The 19,162-nt window shown below is 54.0% G+C and carries 16 protein-coding genes and 1 other RNA gene; 6 read left to right on the top strand and 11 right to left on the bottom strand.

What is annotated here, in order from left to right; all coding sequences use genetic code 11:
* The first annotated feature begins 59 nt into the window (after positions 1-59).
* Genes METH11B_RS0118020 through METH11B_RS0118000 form a run of 5 tightly spaced genes read left to right on the top strand, consistent with a single transcriptional unit; the run spans position 60 to position 5,399 of the window.
* Positions 60-2,087, top strand: a complete 2,028-nt coding sequence (locus METH11B_RS0118020; protein WP_026603218.1) for a dehydrogenase E1 component subunit alpha/beta — start codon at positions 60-62, stop codon at positions 2,085-2,087.
* A 9-nt stretch (positions 2,088-2,096) separates the two neighbouring features.
* Positions 2,097-3,200 (top strand): 2-oxo acid dehydrogenase subunit E2, encoded by a 1,104-nt coding sequence (locus METH11B_RS0118015; protein ID WP_026603217.1) that lies wholly within the window; start codon positions 2,097-2,099, stop codon positions 3,198-3,200.
* 31 nt (positions 3,201-3,231) lie between these two features.
* Positions 3,232-3,498, top strand: a complete 267-nt coding sequence (locus tag METH11B_RS0118010; RefSeq protein WP_026603216.1) for an acyl carrier protein — start codon at positions 3,232-3,234, stop codon at positions 3,496-3,498.
* A gap of 54 nt (positions 3,499-3,552) precedes the next feature.
* Positions 3,553-4,410, top strand: a complete 858-nt coding sequence (locus METH11B_RS0118005; protein WP_026603215.1) for a hypothetical protein — start codon at positions 3,553-3,555, stop codon at positions 4,408-4,410.
* A complete protein-coding gene (locus METH11B_RS0118000; protein ID WP_026603214.1) occupies positions 4,407-5,399 on the top strand; it encodes a polysaccharide deacetylase family protein in 993 nt (330 codons plus the stop codon). The genes METH11B_RS0118005 and METH11B_RS0118000 overlap by 4 nt, the downstream gene beginning before the upstream one ends.
* Before the next feature lie 63 nt (positions 5,400-5,462).
* On the opposite strand, the gene METH11B_RS0117995 is transcribed toward METH11B_RS0118000, so the two are convergent.
* From METH11B_RS0117995 to rluC, 8 genes are all read right to left on the bottom strand, one after another.
* Positions 5,463-5,801, bottom strand: a complete 339-nt coding sequence (locus tag METH11B_RS0117995) for a histidine triad nucleotide-binding protein (protein ID WP_026603213.1) — start codon at positions 5,799-5,801, stop codon at positions 5,463-5,465.
* A gap of 8 nt (positions 5,802-5,809) precedes the next feature.
* Positions 5,810-6,406 (bottom strand): recombination mediator RecR, encoded by a 597-nt coding sequence (gene recR / locus METH11B_RS0117990; protein ID WP_026603212.1) that lies wholly within the window; start codon positions 6,404-6,406, stop codon positions 5,810-5,812.
* A gap of 2 nt (positions 6,407-6,408) precedes the next feature.
* Positions 6,409-6,732, bottom strand: a complete 324-nt coding sequence (locus METH11B_RS0117985; RefSeq protein WP_026603211.1) for a YbaB/EbfC family nucleoid-associated protein — start codon at positions 6,730-6,732, stop codon at positions 6,409-6,411.
* Positions 6,733-6,749: 17 nt separating this feature from the next.
* Positions 6,750-8,348, bottom strand: a complete 1,599-nt coding sequence (gene dnaX / locus METH11B_RS0117980) for a DNA polymerase III subunit gamma/tau (RefSeq protein ID WP_026603210.1) — start codon at positions 8,346-8,348, stop codon at positions 6,750-6,752.
* Positions 8,349-8,381: 33 nt separating this feature from the next.
* Positions 8,382-8,478: signal recognition particle sRNA small type (gene ffs, locus METH11B_RS28745), an RNA gene on the bottom strand.
* 115 nt (positions 8,479-8,593) lie between these two features.
* Positions 8,594-9,577: a signal peptide peptidase SppA gene (sppA, locus tag METH11B_RS0117975; protein ID WP_026603209.1), complete on the bottom strand. Its 984-nt coding sequence runs from the start codon at positions 9,575-9,577 to the stop codon at positions 8,594-8,596.
* Positions 9,578-9,584: 7 nt separating this feature from the next.
* Positions 9,585-10,232 (bottom strand): HAD-IA family hydrolase, encoded by a 648-nt coding sequence (locus METH11B_RS0117970; protein WP_026603208.1) that lies wholly within the window; start codon positions 10,230-10,232, stop codon positions 9,585-9,587.
* Positions 10,216-11,175, bottom strand: coding sequence for a 23S rRNA pseudouridine(955/2504/2580) synthase RluC (gene rluC / locus METH11B_RS0117965; protein ID WP_026603207.1), 960 nt, complete (start codon positions 11,173-11,175; stop codon positions 10,216-10,218). Before rluC ends, METH11B_RS0117970 begins: the two co-directional genes overlap by 17 nt.
* 418 nt (positions 11,176-11,593) lie before the next feature.
* Here rluC and METH11B_RS0117960 point away from each other — a divergent pair, with 418 nt between their 5' ends.
* A complete protein-coding gene (locus tag METH11B_RS0117960) occupies positions 11,594-13,822 on the top strand; it encodes an Rne/Rng family ribonuclease (RefSeq protein ID WP_026603206.1) in 2,229 nt (742 codons plus the stop codon).
* Between the two features lie 66 nt (positions 13,823-13,888).
* Here METH11B_RS0117960 and METH11B_RS0117955 read toward each other — a convergent pair whose 3' ends face one another.
* The 3 genes from METH11B_RS0117955 to ltrA form a co-directional block, all read right to left on the bottom strand.
* The gene (locus METH11B_RS0117955; RefSeq protein WP_026603205.1) at positions 13,889-14,773 is read right to left on the bottom strand and encodes a carbon-nitrogen hydrolase; all 885 of its coding nucleotides are present in this window, start codon (positions 14,771-14,773) and stop codon (positions 13,889-13,891) included.
* A gap of 73 nt (positions 14,774-14,846) precedes the next feature.
* A complete protein-coding gene (locus METH11B_RS0117950; protein ID WP_026603204.1) occupies positions 14,847-15,878 on the bottom strand; it encodes an agmatine deiminase family protein in 1,032 nt (343 codons plus the stop codon).
* 951 nt (positions 15,879-16,829) lie between these two features.
* Positions 16,830-18,119: a group II intron reverse transcriptase/maturase gene (gene ltrA, locus METH11B_RS0117945; protein WP_026603203.1), complete on the bottom strand. Its 1,290-nt coding sequence runs from the start codon at positions 18,117-18,119 to the stop codon at positions 16,830-16,832.
* Positions 18,120-19,162: the final 1,043 nt, after the last annotated feature.

Raw genomic sequence — 19,162 nt, 5'->3', positions numbered from 1 at the left:
GTTCGCGTAAATTATATTCTTATGACTAAAGCACTATCCAAGACCGCCGGAACCAGTAAATGGACACACATAAAGTAGCACGCCTTCCGGAGGATAAAACTTGGGAAGTGCCGGGTTTCATTCGCGACCAGCACGGTAAACCGCAAATCGGGCTTGAGCCGGAAAGTCTTTATGCTTACGGTCACCTGATTCGCCTGACCGAAGAGCTGGTGCTTGATCAATTTTCCCGCGGCCTGGTCTCGGGCACCACCCACACCTGCATCGGCCAAGAACTTACCGCATTATCGGTGGTGCGTGCCTTGGATCATCCTGATGACGCCGTCCTCTCCAATCATCGCAATCACGGGCATTTCCTGTCGTACTCCGGCGACTTTGTCGGGCTGGTTGGCGAAATTATGGGTCGCGAGGCTGGCGCCTGCCGCGGTTGGGGCGGCAGTCAACATCTGGTCCACCGCAATTTTCACAGCAACGGAGTCCAAGGCGGCATGCTGGGCATCGGCGCCGGCCTGGCTTTGGCGCGCAAGCTGCACGGCAGTGCCGGAATCGTAGCAGCCATCATTGGCGACGGCACCCTAGGTCAGGGCTTGCTATACGAAGCTATGAATCTGGCGTCGGTCTGGAAAGCACCGCTGCTGGTCGTAGTCGAGAACAACGGCATTTCTCAAACTACAGTCAGTCGCGACAACCTGGGCGGCGACATCGAAGCCCGCGGCACGGCATTCGGGCTACCCACCTGGCGCATTGCGGACAATGATCCGGAGTTTTGCGACAAAGTAGCGGAAGTAGTCAGCGCGGTACGCGCAAGTCGCGGTCCCGGTTTCCTGGTGATTGACACCCGACGGATGGGTCCGCACAGCAAAGGCGACGATCTGCGCGATCCAAACGAACTTGCAGAAATTCGCGCCCGCGATCCCTTGGCCGCGTTAGCCAGACAGTTGCCTGCCGATACGCTGGCAACCATCGAGGCCCGTAATCGCGAGTTTGTGGAAACGGTACGCCAGGCAGCCAACGCCTCGCCGGAAGCCACGCTTGCCGAACCCCCAACCCATATCTTCACCGCCCAACTTGAGCACCCAGTGCCCAGTTATCCGCTAGTCGCGGCGGGCAGCAACGTGCGTCAGGCGCTTAACACCGCCTTGCAATTTCTGCTCAAGTCCGATCAGCGCACGCTATTAATCGGCGAAGACCTGCACGACCCCTACGGCGGCGCCTTCAAAGTCACACAAGGCCTGTCCAGCGAATTTCCCGGTCGCGTCATCTCCACACCGATCAGCGAGGCAGGCATCACCGGCTCGTCTATCGGCTTGTCGCTTGATGGCTACTTGCCCATCGTGGAAATCATGTTCGCCGACTTCCTGTCGCTATGCCTGGATCAACTGCTCAACCATGCCGTAAAGTTTCCCGGCATGTTCGCAGACACCTCGGTGCCTATCGTCATCCGCACGCCTTGCGGCGGCCGGCGCGGTTACGGCCCCACACACAGCCAAAGCCCGGAACACCTGTTTACCTCGGTGCCGGGTCTGACCGTGGTTTACGGCAGCCACAGACACAATGTCGCCGAACTCCTGATCGACGCGGTACTGCGCTGGCACTATCCGGTGCTGTTTCTTGAACACAAACTGCTGTACGGCGAAAAGATGGATCAGGCGGATTATGTCGCGCTGGCGGCAACGGATGATGTCGCTACCCACCTGTTCCCTACATTACGTCGCGGTGCGAACGAACCTGATGTAACCTTAGTAAGCTACGGTGGCATGCTGACGATGACGGAAGCCGTGGCAAACAGGCTGGAAAACGAAGAAGAGCTGGAAGTTGAAATCGTCTCGCCGTCGCTGCTTTCGCCACTGCCGCGCGAATCGTTGATCAAGCATCTGGCAACGCGGGAGTGCGTGGTCGTGATCGAGGAATCTCACCACGACTTCGGCGTCAGCGCCGAAATAGCCGCCGCTTTGCTCGAGTCCGGATTCAAGGGCGAGTTTCTGCGCATCGGTACACCGCCCGTGCCCATCGCCTCCGCCCGCAGTCTGGAGCGCAGCATTATTCCCGACGAACAATCGATCATCGACCAAATTCTCGACCTTTTTTAAAGGACAGCCATGCCCAGTTTCCAAACCGTCCCCTGCGTGAACATCAACGACGAGTTCGTGGACGTCGTCAGCATCGACGTCAAGCAAGGCGAGTTCATCAATAGCGGTGACGTAGTCGCCACCGTCGAAACCGACAAATCCATGATAGACGTGGTCGCGGAACAGGACGGCTACGTGCTGAGGGTCGACTGCGAACCGGGACAAAAAATCCGCGTCGGTGCAGTGATGTTCTGGCTGGGCGCCACGCGCGACGAAGCGATCCCGGAAGAAACCAAGGACAGTTCGTCAACAGTAAGCTCCGTGCGCCAACCCACTGCAAAAGCCAGAGCCATGCTCAAGGAACTGGACATCGACCCGGCCCGCGTTCCTGCCAGTGGCGAGCGCCTGTCGGTAGCCGATATCGAAGCTTGGCTGAGCAAGGGCGGCAAGCCGGGCAAATCCGCACTATCGACCCAAACGGCTATCCGCCGGGAAGATACGCCAGCAGTTGCCGGCGACTTGCAGGAATTGTCGCCGGAAGCGGCGGGCATGCTGCACACAGTTGCCTGGCATCGGGATTTTGCGGCCTCGGCCTATCTGGAGGTCGAATACGACCCCAAACCCTGGGAGGAGCGGGCCGCCGCCTATGCGGCGGAACATAAACTAATGCTCTCGCCCTTGCTGCCGCTGATGGCTTTTCGTCTGGCCGAACTGGGCCGCGAACGGCCTTTGATCAATTCCACGATAGTCAACGGTCAGCGTTTCCAATATACGCCCGTGAATATCGGCTTTACCGTGCAGGCCGGATCTATGCTTTATCTAACTGTGGTCCGCGACACTCAAGACATGGATGCGGCACAATTCATCAGCGCCCTAGGCGAGGTACAGCGCCACGCGATGGCTCACAAGCTGCCGCCGCAGGAAGCCTCCGGCGCCACCTTATCGTTTTCGAGTATGGCCCGCTGGAATGTCAGCCGCCACACCCCTATTCTACCGCCGCAAACATCGCTGATTATCGCCCACGCAGCCCCGAAAAATTCGGACAAGGCCGTATTGGGCGCCACTTACGATCATCGTGTTCTCACGGGTTTTGACGTCGCACAGGTGCTGCTGGCGTTGTCTCGTCCGGCATAACCAGCACACATAAACCAGAGGCTACCGATAAATGAACCTAAATCCCGACCAGATCAAAGCCGCGATTCGCAACAAAGTAATAGAACTTGCCAAAGCGTTGGATATGGACGCGTCCGGCGTCACTGACGAAGACATCCTGCCCGCCACCGGCTTGCTCGACTCCGGCGCCATTCTGGAATTGGTGGTCTGGTTCGAGGCCAGCTACGACTTTCGGATCAAACAGGAAGACATGAACATCGACAATCTCGGCTCGATTAACGCGATGACCAACTTTCTGCTTTCCAGCAAACCAGCGTAACCATAATAATCACCCCATACGCCTATTTGACCCCATTGCGCTGAAGGAATAATCATGGCCATGCCGACGCTGGAACCGATTCAAGACGGCGACCTGCTCGCTTTCTGCCAATTTCTTACGGAGCACCTCAGTTCCGAGCGCAGCGCCGAACAATGGGTGCAAGCTTTCCAGCAGAACTGGGGGGTCGCCAAACCCAACAACGGCTTTCTGATTCGCGACGAGGGCAAAATTGTCGGCGGCATAGGCGCGATCTATGCCGAGTGCATCATCCGCGGCCAAGCGGAACAATTTTGCAATATCACCAGTTGGTGCGTGCTGGAAGCCTTCCGCTCCCAAAGCATGCGGCTGGCGATGGCTGTCGTCTCGCAGCCCGGCTTCCATTTCACCGACCTGACGCCGACGGAAGTGGTATCGAAGACGCTACAGTTCCTGAAGTTCAAGCCCATGAACGAACGCCACGCACTGTGGCCCAATCTTCCCTGGCCATTTGCCCGCCTCACCGGCATTCGCGTGCTTACCGATTACGATGCAATCGAGCAAGCGCTGGCGCCGGCGGATGCCAAAGTATTTCATGATCACCGCCACCTACCCTGGCTAAGACATCTTGCCGTTGGGAAACCCGGCGCGTATTGTCTTGTGACGTGGAAACCGAACCGATTGAAAGGCATACCCGGCGCGCTAATAATAGGATTCAGCGATCCCGAGCTGTTTCTGAATTACCGACAAACCATCGGCTGGCACCTGTTACAAAACGGCTGTTTTTATACGCGAGTGGAATCACGTCTGCTACCTAGGTTACCGCTGATTTCGCACGAACTAGCCGGCTATCGCAACAAAGTATTTCGCAGCGACACGCTGGTCGAGTCAGACATCAGCAACTTTTATTCCGAGATCGTGGGGCTAAACCAGTGAGTGAGCGAAAACTGATTCGCGTAGACAGCGAAACTCGCCCCATCCTCACGGTAGTCATCCATACCGAAGAGGAGTTCGACTGGAACAAGCCGCACGACAGACACGCCACAGGCGTCAAGCATATGCGTCACATCGACCGTGCGCAGAATGTTTTCGATAGTTTTGGTATTGTGCCGAACTATGTGGTCGACTATCCGATTGCCTCGCAAGAAGCAGCCTTCGGTCCGCTTAAAGCCTACGCCGATTCGGGCCGAGCACTGATCGGTGCGCATTTGCATCCCTGGGTGTCGCCACCGTACGATGAAGAACTGAATGCGCGCAATTCCTATCCCGGCAATTTACCGCGCGCGTTGGAGCATGAAAAACTCCGGCTACTCACTGAGCAAATCAAGACCTCGTTCGGCACCTCGCCCTTAACTTATCTTGCCGGCCGTTACGGCTTCGGCCCCAATACCGGTGAGATTCTCGAGGATCTGGGCTATGAAGTCGATATCAGCGTTGCCGCTTCAATCGATTACAGCGCTGACGGCGGTCCGGACTACTCTAGCTACACCAGTGACCCGTTTTGGTTTGGCAGCCAGCGCCGCCTGCTCAGCTTACCGGGCTCCGGCGGTTATGTAGGAAGCTTACGAGCAGGCGGCACGCCCCTTTACCGCCGATTGATGCATCCTTGGCTGCGCAAGTCCAAAATATCGGGCGCTGTCGCAAGGCTCCGGCTATTGGAACGGATTAGGCTATCGCCGGAGGATTACAGTGAACCGGAAATGCGCCGCTTAACCAATTCCTTGCTGGACGATGGCGTGCGAATCTTTGTGTTCAGCTTTCACTCACCCTCGGTGATGCCTGGCGGTACGCCTTACGTGAACAGCGACGCGGATCTTGAACGGTTTTTGGAAAAATGCCGTCGCTACTTCGACTTTTTTATGCGCGAACTGGGCGGAACCTCCATGACCCCGCTAGAGATAAAGGACTGGCTGGAACAGCATTGATCCGCCCGGCGGTTACCAAAATGCATAAAAAAGCCGCGAATTTCGCGGCTTTTTTTATTTGATTTAACCCGGAGGCCAATGCATCTGTCTGCCCGCCAGCAGATGCAGATGTAAGTGATGCACGGTCTGTCCGCCATCGCCGTTGCAGTTGAATATTGTCCGGTAACCGCTTTCCGCATAGCCAAACTGCCCCGCAATTTTAGCGGCGGTTTGCAGCATTCGCCCGCCTAGCAAGGCATCATCGAGATCGTTTAAATTGGCGACATGTCGCTTCGGAATGACCAGCACATGCAAGGGCGCCTGCGGATGAATATCTCGGAACGCCAATAGTTGCTCATCTTCGTAAACCACATCCGGCTTGATTTCGCCGCTGGCCATCTTGCAAAACAAACAATCGCTCATGTTTCCTCCTAAAATTCCCGGCGGCCGTTGAAGGCATGTGCCAAGGTACCGCTGTCGATAAATTCCAGCTCACCGCCCATCGGTACACCGTGCGCGATGCGCGTAGCGCGGATATTGAATTTGGCCGCGACTTCGCCGATGAAATGCGCGGTGGCCTGGCCTTCCACGGTGGAATTAGTGGCCAGAATGATTTCCTTGATTTGCCCGGATGCCATGCGCTGCTCGAGTAACTCAACACCAAGCTGATCGGGACCGATGCCATCCAACGGCGACAAGCGGCCATGCAGCACAAAGTATTTGCCTTTGAAGGTGGTAGCTTGATCGATCACCCATACATCGGCCGGACTTTCGACTACACACAAGGTTTCCGAATCGCGTAACGGGTTGGCGCAGACCTCGCACAATTCCGCTTCGGTCAAGGTCCGACACTCGCGGCAGTGGCCGACTTCGGCGATGGCTTTCGCAAGCATTTTGCTTAGCTGCATGCCGCCGTCGCGGTTGCGCTGCAACAGATGAAAAGCCATGCGTTGCGCCGATTTCGGCCCGACGCCGGGCAGGCAGCACAGGCTTTGGATCAACTCTTTCAGCAAACCCTGGTTTTGCATGTTTAGAACGGCATTTGGAAACCGGGCGGAATCGGGATGCCGGCTGTGACGTCGGCCATTTTTTCTTTTTTCATTTTGCCGACTTTATGCACGGCGTCGTTGATCGCCGCCGCCACCAAGTCTTCCAGCATATCCTTGTCGTCGCCGACCAGGGATGGATCGATACTGACCTTACGCACCTCGCGTTTGCCGGTCATCACAATCGTCACCAAGCCGCCGCCGGATTCGCCGTGTACTTCCATCGCCCCCAGTTCTTCCTGGGCTTTTTTTAAGTTGTCCTGCATTTTTTGGGCTTGTTGCATGATGCCCGCTAGCGCATTTTTCATCATCGTCTCTCCAATATTTAATTCAGCGGTTCGATACTACCAGGCATGATTCTGGCGCCAAAGGTGTCTTTCAAAGCCTGTACATTTTCATCGGTGTTAATGCTATCCACCGCCGCTTGCTGCCGATCTTCGCGGGCTTTTTGAATTTCCAGCGCAGGCGTCATTTGCTGCTCTGCTTGCTTGCTTATGACCAGTTTTAAGGGTTTACCGTAATAATTTTGCAACGCTACCCTTAGATTGTCCTCGGCTTTAGTACCGATCTGCTGGAAGCTCGGATCGAGCAGCAAGCGACAACTGCTGTCGTCTATACCGTCCAACACGCAATTATTCGCAAGTTCGCGGGTACGGCCGCTGATATTCAACGCAGCGATAATCTCGGTCCAATTGCCCGGATTGGTAGTTTGCGAGACCGATGTAGGACGCGGCTCGTCGATATGCCTGGCCTCGGTCGCCACCGCCGCAGCCGGCGCCGATACACTAGCATTCGGTTTAACGACAACCGGTTTGATGGGCTCAAGCGCTTGCGCTTCTGCGGCTTGCGGCCGAAAAGTCAGCATCCGCAACATCACCATTTCAAACCCGCTGCGCGGATCGGGCGCCAGCGGCAGATCGCGTTGGCCGATCAAACAAATCTGATAATACAGTTGCACATCTTCCGGCAATAAGCTCTGGGCCAGCGTATCCAGTAACTGTTTATCGAATTCCTGATCGACGAAATCCGGCATTTGCTGTAACAGCGCTACCCGATGCAACACTCGCAGCATCTGTTGCAAAATATCTGCAAAATCGGGCGTCAATTCCGCCACATCGGCAATTTTTGCCAGTAACCTCCGCGCATCACCAGCAGCCAGCGCTTGCAAAATATCGTCGATGGGTTGCTGCGCGACGGTACCGAGCATGCCGATCACCGCTTCCGTGGCGACGCTGCCGCTACCGTAAACGATAGCCTGATCCAGCAGACTCAAGCCATCTCGCAAGCTGCCGTCGGCGGCTCGGCCCAACATTTTTAGCGCAGCAGGCTCGAAAGCGATTTGCTCCTGGCCCAAAATAAACTGCATCTGCGCATCGATTTGCTCCGGCAACAGCCGCTTCAAATTGAATTGCAAGCAGCGCGACAATACCGTGACCGGAATTTTATGCGGATCGGTAGTAGCCAGCAGAAACTTGACGTGCGGCGGCGGCTCTTCCAGGGTCTTTAACAGGGCGTTAAAGCTATGCCCGGACAGCATGTGCACTTCGTCGATCAAATAGACTTTGTAGCGACCTTGATTGGGGGCGTACTGAGCGTTGTCGAGCAGATCGCGGGTATCTTCGACTTTGGTGCGGGAGGCGGCATCGACTTCGATCAAGTCCATAAACCGGCCCTGTTCGAAATCCCGGCACACCTGGCATTCGCCGCAGGGATTAAAATCTTTCAGATTTTCGCAGTTGATGGCTTTGGCGAGAATCCGCGCCACCGTGGTTTTGCCAACGCCGCGCGTGCCGGTGAACAGATAGGCATGATGCAATCTATCATGTTGCAAGGCGTGCATTAGCGATTGGCTGACATGCTCCTGACCGACAAGCTGGGTGAAGTTGCTGGGACGCCATTTTCTGGCAAGAACCTGATAAGCCATTAGCAACGCGGAAAGGCAAGAGTTGGGCGGCTACTGCGCCAGCCACATCCCGGCACACGAGTCCGCTGCTACCGTTGCTTCCTTCCGGACCTGGCGGGGTTTACAGCGTATCGTTGCGAGAGGACCGACACAGTAACCATAAAACATCAGCAAGACGCTGAAGAGTTGCGCATTATCCATAAAAGCCAACAGATAAGCAACTGTCTTGCCAAAATTAAGTAAATAACTCCGACAACGCCCCTCGGCTACTGTATTGCCGGAATAGGCAAACTGCTGGCAATGGCATGACCGAACGAGGCGCCGAACTTGCCGGCCAAGCGGTCGATCAAGCGCTCCTGCGGGGTAAAGTTTACTTTTTCCTCGGTGCCGAACTGGTCGCGCGCGACACTATCAACGCTGCCGAAATCGTCCGCCAACCCCAGCCTGACGCCTTCCGTACCGGTCCAAATCAGCCCGGAGAACATCTCCGGCGCTTCGACTTCCTTCAAACGTTTGCCGCGTCCTTCCCGCACCGCACCGATGAATTGTTGGTGTACTTGATCCAGCAATGACTGCATATGCTTGCTTTCTTGCTGATTGACCGGCGAGAACGGATCGAGCATGGCTTTGTGCGCGCCGGCGGTCAACAAGCGCCGCTCCACGCCCAGTTTGTCCAACACATCGGTAAAACCGAAGCCATTCATGATTACGCCGATAGAGCCGATGATACTGGCCTGATTCACGAATATCTTGTCGGTAGCCGAAGCAACATAATAACCGCCGGATGCGCACATATCGCCCACTACCGAATAAATCGGCAATTGCGGATGTTCGACTTTCAAGCGCCTGATTTCATCGTAAATGTATGCCGATTGTACCGGACTGCCGCCGGGCGAATTGATATTGAGGATGATACCCTTGGTATTTTTATCCTTGGCTGCATCGCGCAAGCCCTCAATCACCGTATCGGCGCCGGCGGCCTCACCTTCTACAATCTGCCCCAACACATCGACGATAGCCACATGCTCGCCCGTACCGGAATCGATGCCCTCCTTAAATTTTGGATACACCGCTATACCCAACGCGACAGTCAAATAAGCAAAGGTCAGCAGCTTAAAGAATATTCCCCAGCGCCGCGCGGCTTTTTGCTCATCGATCGCCGCGAACGCCAATTTTTCCAGCACCGACTTTTCCCAACCGGGGCTGTTTTCAGCATTATCTTCGGGAAGATCGTAATTATTCTCCACCATTTGTCTCCTATATGATTCCGATTAAGTCGGTGGGGTAGTTCACACACAACAAGGGATTGTACTTTTGCAAGGTTGCCGCGGAATGCGCCCCGCAAGTGACGCCGACTGACGCGACTTGCGCATTTAAAGCCATTTGCAAATCGTGCACCGAATCGCCGACCATCAAGGTCCGCTGTTTATCTACGCCCAGTTCGGCCATGATTTCATCCAGCATTAGCGGATTGGGCTTGGAAGCCGTTTGGTCCGCGCAGCGCGTGGTAGAAAACAAACCTGCCGCACCTGTCGCATTCATTGCCGCATGCAAACCCGTGCTTTTCTTGCCGGTCGCCACAGCCAAGTGATACCCTTGGTCACGAAACTGCTTCAACATCTCATGCACACCGGGAAACAAGTCGTCAGGGCCAATTTTCTTGGTAAAAAAGGTTTTCGCGTAATCGGCAGCGATCTTTTGACGGATATCGGACTCTTCATCCGGAAACAATTGCTTCATCGCATTTTCGATGCTCAAGCCGACAATGTCCCTGACAGCTTGCACGTCTGGCACCGCACATTCGCAATTCATCGCCGCTTGCTGGATGCAATGCACGATCCAGTCCACCGAATCCATCAAAGTACCGTCCCAATCGAAAATAATTAAATCAAAGCGGTTTTTCATGATTCAGCAAGTCTTGTAAATCCTCGGGTAAAGGCGCCGTGAAGTGCAGCACGGCACCGCTTACAGGGTGGGCGAACTGCAATTGCTCGGCATGCAAAAACAAACGTTTGTAGCCGCGCTTTTTAAAGGTTTTATTCGTACTGTCATCGCCGTAGCGGTCGTCGGCCACAATCGGATGCCCCAACCAAGCAGCATGCACCCTAATCTGATGGGTGCGGCCAGTCTTGGGTGCAGCATGCACCAAGGTCACATCCTGAAACTGCTTCAAGCGGGTGAACAAGGTTTCCGCGGATTTGCCGGCTTGGCTGACCACCACCATCCGTTCGCCACCTTGGGCGACGTTTTTCAACAAGGGCACCTCGACTAACTGCTTCTTGCGTTGGAACTGCCCAACCAGCAAGGCAAGATACGTCTTCTGAATACCATCGCCGCGAAAAAGTTCATGCAATAGCTTCAATACCGAGCGCTTCTTGGCAATCAACAGACAACCGGAGGTTTCCTTGTCCAGCCTATGCACCAGCTCCAAAAATTTCTGTTGCGGCCGAACCTGTCTTAGCCCCTCGATCACGCCGGAACTGACGCCGCTACCGCCATGCACCGCAAAACCCGCTGGCTTGTTCAACACGATAAAGCCGTCGTCTTCGTAGAGAATGTGGTTTTCCAGGCTGAACTTCAAGGTGGGCTGAACGATGATTTCGTCTTTTTTTTCCGCGACTCTGACCGGGGGAATTCGCACAATATCGCCCAACTGCAACTTGTAACTGACGTCGATACGGCCTTTATTGACCCGAACTTCGCCCTTTCTAACCATGCGATAGATACGGGTTTTGGGGACGCCTTTGAGATAAGTGATCAGAAAATTATCGAGCCTTTGTTCGCTGTTTGCCTCGGTAATCTCTAGCCATTGTACTTGCGGATTGGTCTGATTTTCTGCGGTATTCATGCAGCAAATAATAACAACATATCCGCCAGCCATGTTTAAAATTGCTGCTGTCAATAAACATTGCTATATTAGGCTAGTTTATCTTTGGATAGACTTTAGCTATAAAAATTTAAAGACCGGGGTTTCAGCGTTGTGTCTTCGCGCTGACCTAAAAGAATTTTTTCGGGTTTTATCGCTCAACCCATGATGAGCGAGCTGCATCCTTAGAATAGAGTTCGGTATAACAGACCTCCCACTTTTCAAGCGCCACCCTCGGCAATGCCGATAACCCGCTGCGACAATTACTACAACTAATTGCAGTTTTCCGTCAGTCTGGCCGCTCACTTAAGTACATATTGGGAAACACGCCGCCTTTATCCGCGACAACCAAACCTGTTTAAGCTCTAAGTAGGATACAAATTACAATAAGGATAATTTAATGAAAAGAATGCTTATCAACGCCACGCAGCCCGAAGAGCTGCGGGTGGCATTGGTAGATGGTCAGAAACTCTATGATTTCGACATCGAAGTTCCTTCAAAAGAACAAAAAAAATCTAACATTTATAAAGGTATCATCACTCGGGTAGAACCCAGCCTAGAAGCCGCCTTCGTTAATTACGGCGCCGAAAAACACGGTTTCCTGCCGTTCAAGGAAATCGCTCCTGAATATAGAACAGGCGATAACGAAGAAGGTAAATCCTCCAAGTCCAATATTCGCGAAGGCCAGGAAATCGTCGTTCAGATCGAAAAAGAAGAACGCGGCAACAAAGGCGCGGCGCTAACGACTTACATCAGTCTGGCCGGCACCTACTTGGTGCTGATGCCGAACAATCCGAAAGCCGGTGGGATTTCCCGCCGCATCGAAGGCGACAACCGTAGCGAATTGCGCGAAACCATGGCTGCTTTGGAAATTCCGGACAGCATGGGCTTGATCATCCGCACCGCTGGCTCCGACAAAAACGTCGAAGAGCTACAGTGGGATTTGAACTACCTGCTGCAACTCTGGGAAGCCATCGACCGTTCCAGCAGCGAACAAACGGCGCCCTTCCTGATATTCCAGGAAAGCAACGTGATCATTCGCGCCCTGCGTGATCACTTGCGCGGCGACATCGACGAAATCCTGATCGACCAGGAAGGCGCCTTTAAGCTGGTGCATAACTTCCTGAAACAGGTGATGCCGCACAATCTGCACAAGGCCAAACTCTATCAGGACAGCGTGCCCTTGTTCAGCCGCTATCAAATCGAAACCCAAATCGAAATGGCCTATCGCCGCGAAGTGTCTCTGCCTTCCGGCGGCTCGATAGTCATCGATCATACCGAAGCATTGACTTCGGTCGACATCAACTCGGCGCGCGCCACCAAAGGCAGCGACATCGAAGAAACCGCGCTGAACACCAACCTGGAAGCGGCCGACGAAATCGCCCGCCAACTGCGTTTGCGCGACTTGGGTGGCTTGTTCGTCATCGATTTCATCGACATGATGTCGAACAAAAACCAACGCGAAGTGGAAAACCGCTTGCGCGATGCCCTGAAAATCGACCGTGCCCGCATCCAGACCGGTCGCATCTCGCGGTTCGGCTTGATGGAAATGTCCAGACAGCGTCTGCGTCCCTCACTGGGCGATTCGACGCAACTGACTTGCCCTCGCTGCAAGGGCCAAGGCACCATCCGTAACGTCGAATCCGTCACGCTGGCTGTATTGCGCTTGATCGAAGAAGAAGCGATGAAAAAAGGCACCGAGCGCGTCATCGCCCATCTGCCTATCGATTGCGCGACGTTCTTGTTGAACGAGAAACGCGCGGCGATTCAGGAAATCGAAACCAGACTGCAAGTAGGCATTATCGTGTTGCCCAGCAAACATCTGGAAACGCCGTCTTACGACATCGAACGCATCAAATCGGCCGGCGAAGTTAGCGAAGAAAAAGCCAGCCATTTGCATATCAAGGAAGAAGATATTTCAGTACCGGAATTTGCCAAACAGGCCGGTCCCAAAGCCGAAAAAGCCGCTATCAAGGAGTTTTTACCAGACTCCCCTGCCCCCGTACAAAGCAAAAAAACCTCTGCCGGTTTGATTCAACGCTTCTGGCAGCGTCTGATCGGGAGTAGCAAAGCCTCAGAAAGCTCTGAAGCCGCTGAAAAAAGCAGCGAAGACAAACCCAGATCCGGTAGAAACAATCGCCGGGACCGTGGAGATCGCGGCGACCGAGGGGAGAGAGGCGAGCGCTCAACATCAGGTCGTAACAACAACCGCCGTAACAACAACCGTCGCCCACCCAACGGCGCGGCAAATAGTGAAGCTACCGGCAACTTACCGGCCGAGCCGAAACAAACCGTGGCTATTGACCAGGAAAACGGTGGAGACGCCGCTGCAACCGCCAAAAAAGAGAACGGCGGGCAAGAACGTAGCCGCCGCAGCCGTAGCCGCAGACGCGGCCCGCGCAACGGCGGCGAGAGACGTCCCGAGCAAAGCGCCGGTGGCGAAGCTGGCGAGAATAGCCAAGCGGGAAATCAAGACGGCGAACGTCCAGCCCCCGCGTCCAGCTATTCCGAAGGCGGCGAAGCAGCCAGCCAGCCGCGCTCTTATGACAGAGAGTTCGCCGAGCGCAGCAACAATCGCCACAGCGAAACACCTCAAGAACCTATCAGCCGTAGCGCTAGCGAAGACTGATTAAAAAAGCCGGGCAACAGTTCTTGCTGTTGCCCGGCTTTCTCAAGTCGCTGAACTCATCAGCGTTTAATCGATAAACCGTCTCTTCAAATCGGCATACTCATCTATCCGGCGATCCCGCAGAAACGGCCAAATGCGTCTGACATCTTCGCTGCGCTGCGCATCAAGTTCGGCAAATAACAACACATCCTGACTATCGTCAGCGCTGCTTAGAATCTCGCCTTGCGGGCCGGCGATAAAGCTATTTCCCCAAAACTGAATGCCCGGCGCCTGATCCGGCGCAGCTTCAAAACCGATGCGGTTACACGAAATAACTGGAATGCCGTTCGCCACCGCATGCGCGCGTTGTACCGTAATCCAGGCATCGCACTGGCGCTGCTTTTCAGCGGCGTCATCTTCGGGATTCCAGCCGATTGCGGTCGGATAAATCAAAACATCCGCGCCAGCCAGCGCCATCAAGCGCGCCGCTTCCGGATACCATTGGTCCCAGCAGATCAACACCCCCAGCTTGCCTATCGAGGTTTTGATTGGGGTAAAACCCAGGTCGCCAGGCGTGAAATAAAACTTCTCGTAAAACCCAGGATCGTCAGGGATATGCATTTTCCGGAACGTACCGGCGATGCTGCCGTCCCTATCAAACACCACGGCAGTGTTGTGATACAAACCCGGCGCGCGTTTCTCGAAAATGGTCGAGACAATCACCACCTGGTTGGCCTTGGCCACTTCAGCCAGCGTTTCACAAGCCGGGCCGGGAATTGGCTGCGCCAAATCAAAACAGGCAGTGTCTTCACTTTGGCAGAAATAATGATCGAGATGTAGTTCGGGCAAGACCACCAGATCGGCGTTCTGTTGGGCAGCTGTTTCGATTTGACGGATCGAATAAGCCAGATTGGTTTCCCGGCCGCGATTGCAAGGCTGCTGCACGGCGCAGGCGATAATCGATTTTTTCATGGTTAATCGGCTTTAAAAACTAGGTAGGGTGCAATAGCGATAGCGTATTGCACCGAGAAATTGGGTGAAGACTTTAGAAATTCAATTTCACAAATGCCGGCACCTGCATGCTCGCGCAATGCAAACTGCCATACTGATGTACTAATGGCCGACAAGGCGTGGCGATAATTTCATGATTAGGGAAGCAGGTTTTCAGCCGCTCCAGCGCCACCGCATCCATCGCGTCTTCATAAACCGGCACCAACACTGCGCCGTTGATGATCAAAAAATTCGAGTAATTAGCCGGCAATTGCTGGCCTTGTTCGTCAAAAATTGGTTTTGGTAAGGGCAACGCCACTAACTGATACGCTTCACCATTTGCGGTTTTAAAGGTTTTTAACTGCGCTTCCATATTTTTCAAACTTTGGAAATGCGGATCTGCGCTGTCTTCGCAAGCCGTGTAAGCAATCGTATTGGCGTCGCAAAACCGCGCCAGCGTATCGATGTGCGCATCGGTATCGTCGCCTGCCAGATTGCTTTGCTCGACCCATAAAATCCGCTTCGCGCCCAAATAGTTTTGCAACTGCCCGGCAATTGCCGCTTCCGACAAATCCGGATTGCGGTTGGGGTTGAGCAGACAATTTTTGGTGGTCATCACGGTACCTTGACCGTCCGATTCCACGCTGCCGCCTTCCAGCACCAGGTCCAGCGTCGCGGTAGGATGGCCTTTGAAAATCGGATGCGCAAACAGCGCCAGATTCAAGGCATCGTCGGCCGCATGCGGATATTTCTTACCCCAGCCATTGAATCGAAAGTTAAGCAACTGCACGCTGGCTTTAGGATGCTCCCATTCCATCGTCAAAAACACCGTATCCCGCAGCCAAATATCGTTGTAATCGGCCTGCACCATATGAATTTTGTCGTTGTGGCCCAGTTGCGTCTGAATATGCTGCTGATGCTCGCCGTCCTTACAAATAATCACCAAGGGCTGAAAGCGGCTGATGGTAGTGGCGACAAAATGATAGGTGTCTTCGACGGCGGACAGATTGGTAAAGTCGCCGCTGTGATGCGGCCAAGCAATGATAACGGCTGATTGTGTTTCCCATTCTGCTGGAAAGCGAATCATGAAGTACTCCCTGGATAATGTGGCTTTGAGAAATAATGCCTTATTGTATCAATGCTGACCGGTTAGGCCTATTCCACGGAATTTTAATGTCATTGCGGCGTATGCCTGGATACAGAAGCAAGGTGCTAACATCAAGAAACAGCCGAAGTGCTGTTCGCAAAGCAGGAAGGGAGAAATAACCGGAGATGGATGATGAGCCCGCCGGCGGGGGATTCGACAGCCTAAACTGTAGTTTCCAACCCGCCAGCCTACCGCCGATGCCGTTGGCGAGGTCAGACTCGAGGTCTGTAGTCAGTCAGAAATCCCGAAATTTACCGTGAGGCCGCACTAACCAAGACATCTGCCATCATTTCAGCCAATTATGAACAAAATACGAAACCACGATTGCTCGAGGGATTCGACGCCACTATGCACCAATTTGAATCTTTCCGTACCCGCTCTTTACGTGGTAATTGCCCCTAACGTTCAATCCTCAGACAGGACACGCGTTGCCGCTCATTTGTTCCACTCGTCATCGACCGCTTGCGCAGTGTTAACACCGCAGTAGCGCTCTGCGTTTCATTCTGGCCTTCCGGCCGATTTTTTCAAGCGGGAATATTGATTTTGCGGGGGGTTATTGACGCAGTTTCAACAATTAGGGCATCAAGCTGGACGTTGAAAGTAACGCCGTATCCCTTAGACCTGATAACAATTAGAAATAAATTGGCGCGCTTACTAATAACCTTGGGGCGCTATAAAGAGCGCTTAGCGCAGATTGATAATCAGGTCTGGAGGGCGCTATGGCCTTGCTGCGGTAGAGTCGAGATGTGGCGCGGTAGCATTAGATTTGGCTTGCTGTTTCCGTCCCTTTCGTTTGACGGTGTCCTAATAGCCTTGCCTTAACCCCGTTTCCACACCCCGCTCATCGAACCGGACTGGCAGATTTCCCGCATCCGGCTCTCGGACAAAATATCACGCGTTCGCCCACGGTTCGTCACACCCCAAGCGGCTTAAGCGCACCAAACCTAGCGTCTGGTAGAGGTACGGAAGTGGATAGCCTCCGCCTGCTCGCTTTCTCACCTTATACTTGTTGCGTAACCACCGACGCAACCGCGCTGCCGTGTAATTATCCAGCGCACGATAGGCGCGATTGAAGGTTCCTACCTTAAAATAGTTTGCCCAACCGCGTAGCATGCGATTCAATTTATAGATCAGCAACGTGGTGTCATGCCACGCCATTGAATAGGCCGTCAAGGCATGGATCTTTTCGACCATGCGCCTGATGCTTTTCTTCGATGGCCGGAAGCCCAAATAGACCTTACCGTTTTGCGGCCGATACTGCAGGCCAAATGTGTAACCCAGAAAGTCGAACTCATCTTCCAACACATTACAGACTCGCGTTTTATCCTCGTTTACCGTCAGCTTGATTTGCCCCATGACCTTGCGCATCCATTGCAATGCTTCTTCGGCTTTACCTCGTCGGCACAAGATCACTAGGTCATCGGCATAGGTGACAATCCGACTGCCGAGCCGCTGTTCCAGGCCCAGTTTCTTCCACGCCAGCACAAACCGTCGCATGTACAAATTCGACAGCAGCGGTGAGATAGGCGATCCCTGTGGAATACCACACCGATGATCTTTGGCCTCGGTTGTGCGCTTCGTCCGTCCTCGCTTATCGGTTTCCTCTACCGGACATTCCAGCCACATCGTGATCAGATGCAGCACACGCCGATCCACAATCCGGCGTGCTACCGACTTGAGTAGCTCGGCATGGGGTATTGTCCCAAAGTAATCTGCAAGGTCGGCATCGACGACATCCGGGTGACCGTGATAGAGATGATCCTTCACCTCGATCACCGCCTGTTGAGCATTGCGGCCCGAACGGTAAGCATACTGCTCGTCCGGCAGATCGGCTTCGAAGATCGGTTCTATTACCAGCATGGCTGCCGTCATACAGACCCGGTCTCGTAGCGTCGATAGACCTAGCGGCCTCAGTTTGCCATTCGGCTTGGGGATGTAGACTCGTCTGATGGGATCTGGTCGATAAGTTTCCTCTCTGAGCGCAAGCGCCAGTTCACCAAGCCACCGCTCCACGCCATACGCTTCTATATCCGCAAAGCTCTGACCATCCACACCCGGTGCACCCTTGTTGGCGCGGCAGCAGGCATAGGCATGCGCCAAGATGTCTTCTCGGTATAGCTTGTCGTACAGCGCATAGAAGCGATAGTCAGTTTCAGCCTTCGCTTTTGCGTGTAACGCCATCTGTAGTTTCTGAACGCTTAACGGAGTTGATAGGTTGCCCAATCTCCTGTCCTTTTCCACTTATTGCGTTGATTTTGAACTAAGGCACCTTCCCTCCACCAGCATTACCCGGCTTCCTCGGTACTACAAGCCTCTCCGCCACCCTGCAGCGCCCGGCCTGTCCCTCACGGGCATCCGGTTGGTCATCGCTGGCCACGCCACAGGGCTTCCCGTGTTGCGTGCGCTTACCTTGTGTACATGCTGTCACCACTGCCCCGGCGCAGCGACTGGAAATACTCTTCGCTCGATTTCCCAGCCGTATCAGCCTTCCCCGAAAGGGTTGTCGGGTCGGCCTGCGCATCGACCTTTTCGAGGCTTGCTCGGTGTTCACTCACATTACGGCCTGCACACTCGCTGAATCGCCTAAAGCGATCTCTTTACATCGGAGGCTCCAGCCACTTCGTTACCTCCATGACTGCTCCGATTGCTTCCGGCCGGAGCGATTTAGCCGGGTGGGTCTCTCACCCACTGGTAAAGCGCCGCCTTTGCACGGCGCACACCCGTTGCGGTCTGCCGTTCGATCTGCTTCGATGACAAAAGCTTAGTGGCTAACTACCTCAGATGATAAATGGACAGGAAAATCGTATGCTAATCGAGATATTGTCTGGTAGAACTGGGTAGTGATGAGTATCGAGGGTAAAGGCGAATGTTGGCGCTGTGCTTACAAACTACGGCAAACCGATTATGCGTACGAGTCCAAATGCGCCGGCTGCCGCACCGCCACGCGCGTCTGTCGCAATTGCCGGTTCTTTGCTAACAGTACCCCTAACAAATGCAGTGAACCAAAGGCCAAATTGATTACCAACAAGCAACGGGCGAACAGATGTGAATATTTCCAGGCTTTTTGATTGCTATTCCCCTAAATCAAGCCATTCATCGCAACTAAAAACCACCACATTCCCTAATCTAAACTAGGCCACCTATTCTGATAATATTGGTAATTGATGATGGCGGTTTTGAATTGGCGAATTGTCAAAACCGACTCTTTGCTGACAATCCCTATA

This window comes from Methylomonas sp. 11b (assembly GCF_000515215.1).
Taxonomy (GTDB): Bacteria; Pseudomonadota; Gammaproteobacteria; order Methylococcales; family Methylomonadaceae; genus Methylomonas.
The sequence above is the reverse complement of the archived record's forward strand: the minus strand, read 5'-3'. Positions and strand labels throughout refer to the sequence as shown.

Coding starts and splice junctions, on each gene's coding strand:
- METH11B_RS0118020 (WP_026603218.1), top strand. CDS start 60: ATGGACACACATAAAGTAGCACGCCTTCCGGAGGATAAAACTTGGGAA.
- METH11B_RS0118015 (WP_026603217.1), top strand. CDS start 2,097: ATGCCCAGTTTCCAAACCGTCCCCTGCGTGAACATCAACGACGAGTTC.
- METH11B_RS0118010 (WP_026603216.1), top strand. CDS start 3,232: ATGAACCTAAATCCCGACCAGATCAAAGCCGCGATTCGCAACAAAGTA.
- METH11B_RS0118005 (WP_026603215.1), top strand. CDS start 3,553: ATGGCCATGCCGACGCTGGAACCGATTCAAGACGGCGACCTGCTCGCT.
- METH11B_RS0117995 (WP_026603213.1), bottom strand. CDS start 5,801: ATGAGCGATTGTTTGTTTTGCAAGATGGCCAGCGGCGAAATCAAGCCG.
- recR (WP_026603212.1), bottom strand. CDS start 6,406: ATGCAAAACCAGGGTTTGCTGAAAGAGTTGATCCAAAGCCTGTGCTGC.
- METH11B_RS0117985 (WP_026603211.1), bottom strand. CDS start 6,732: ATGAAAAATGCGCTAGCGGGCATCATGCAACAAGCCCAAAAAATGCAG.
- dnaX (WP_026603210.1), bottom strand. CDS start 8,348: ATGGCTTATCAGGTTCTTGCCAGAAAATGGCGTCCCAGCAACTTCACC.
- sppA (WP_026603209.1), bottom strand. CDS start 9,577: ATGGTGGAGAATAATTACGATCTTCCCGAAGATAATGCTGAAAACAGC.
- METH11B_RS0117970 (WP_026603208.1), bottom strand. CDS start 10,232: ATGAAAAACCGCTTTGATTTAATTATTTTCGATTGGGACGGTACTTTG.
- rluC (WP_026603207.1), bottom strand. CDS start 11,175: ATGAATACCGCAGAAAATCAGACCAATCCGCAAGTACAATGGCTAGAG.
- METH11B_RS0117960 (WP_026603206.1), top strand. CDS start 11,594: ATGAAAAGAATGCTTATCAACGCCACGCAGCCCGAAGAGCTGCGGGTG.
- METH11B_RS0117955 (WP_026603205.1), bottom strand. CDS start 14,773: ATGAAAAAATCGATTATCGCCTGCGCCGTGCAGCAGCCTTGCAATCGC.
- METH11B_RS0117950 (WP_026603204.1), bottom strand. CDS start 15,878: ATGATTCGCTTTCCAGCAGAATGGGAAACACAATCAGCCGTTATCATT.
- ltrA (WP_026603203.1), bottom strand. CDS start 18,119: ATGGCGTTACACGCAAAAGCGAAGGCTGAAACTGACTATCGCTTCTAT.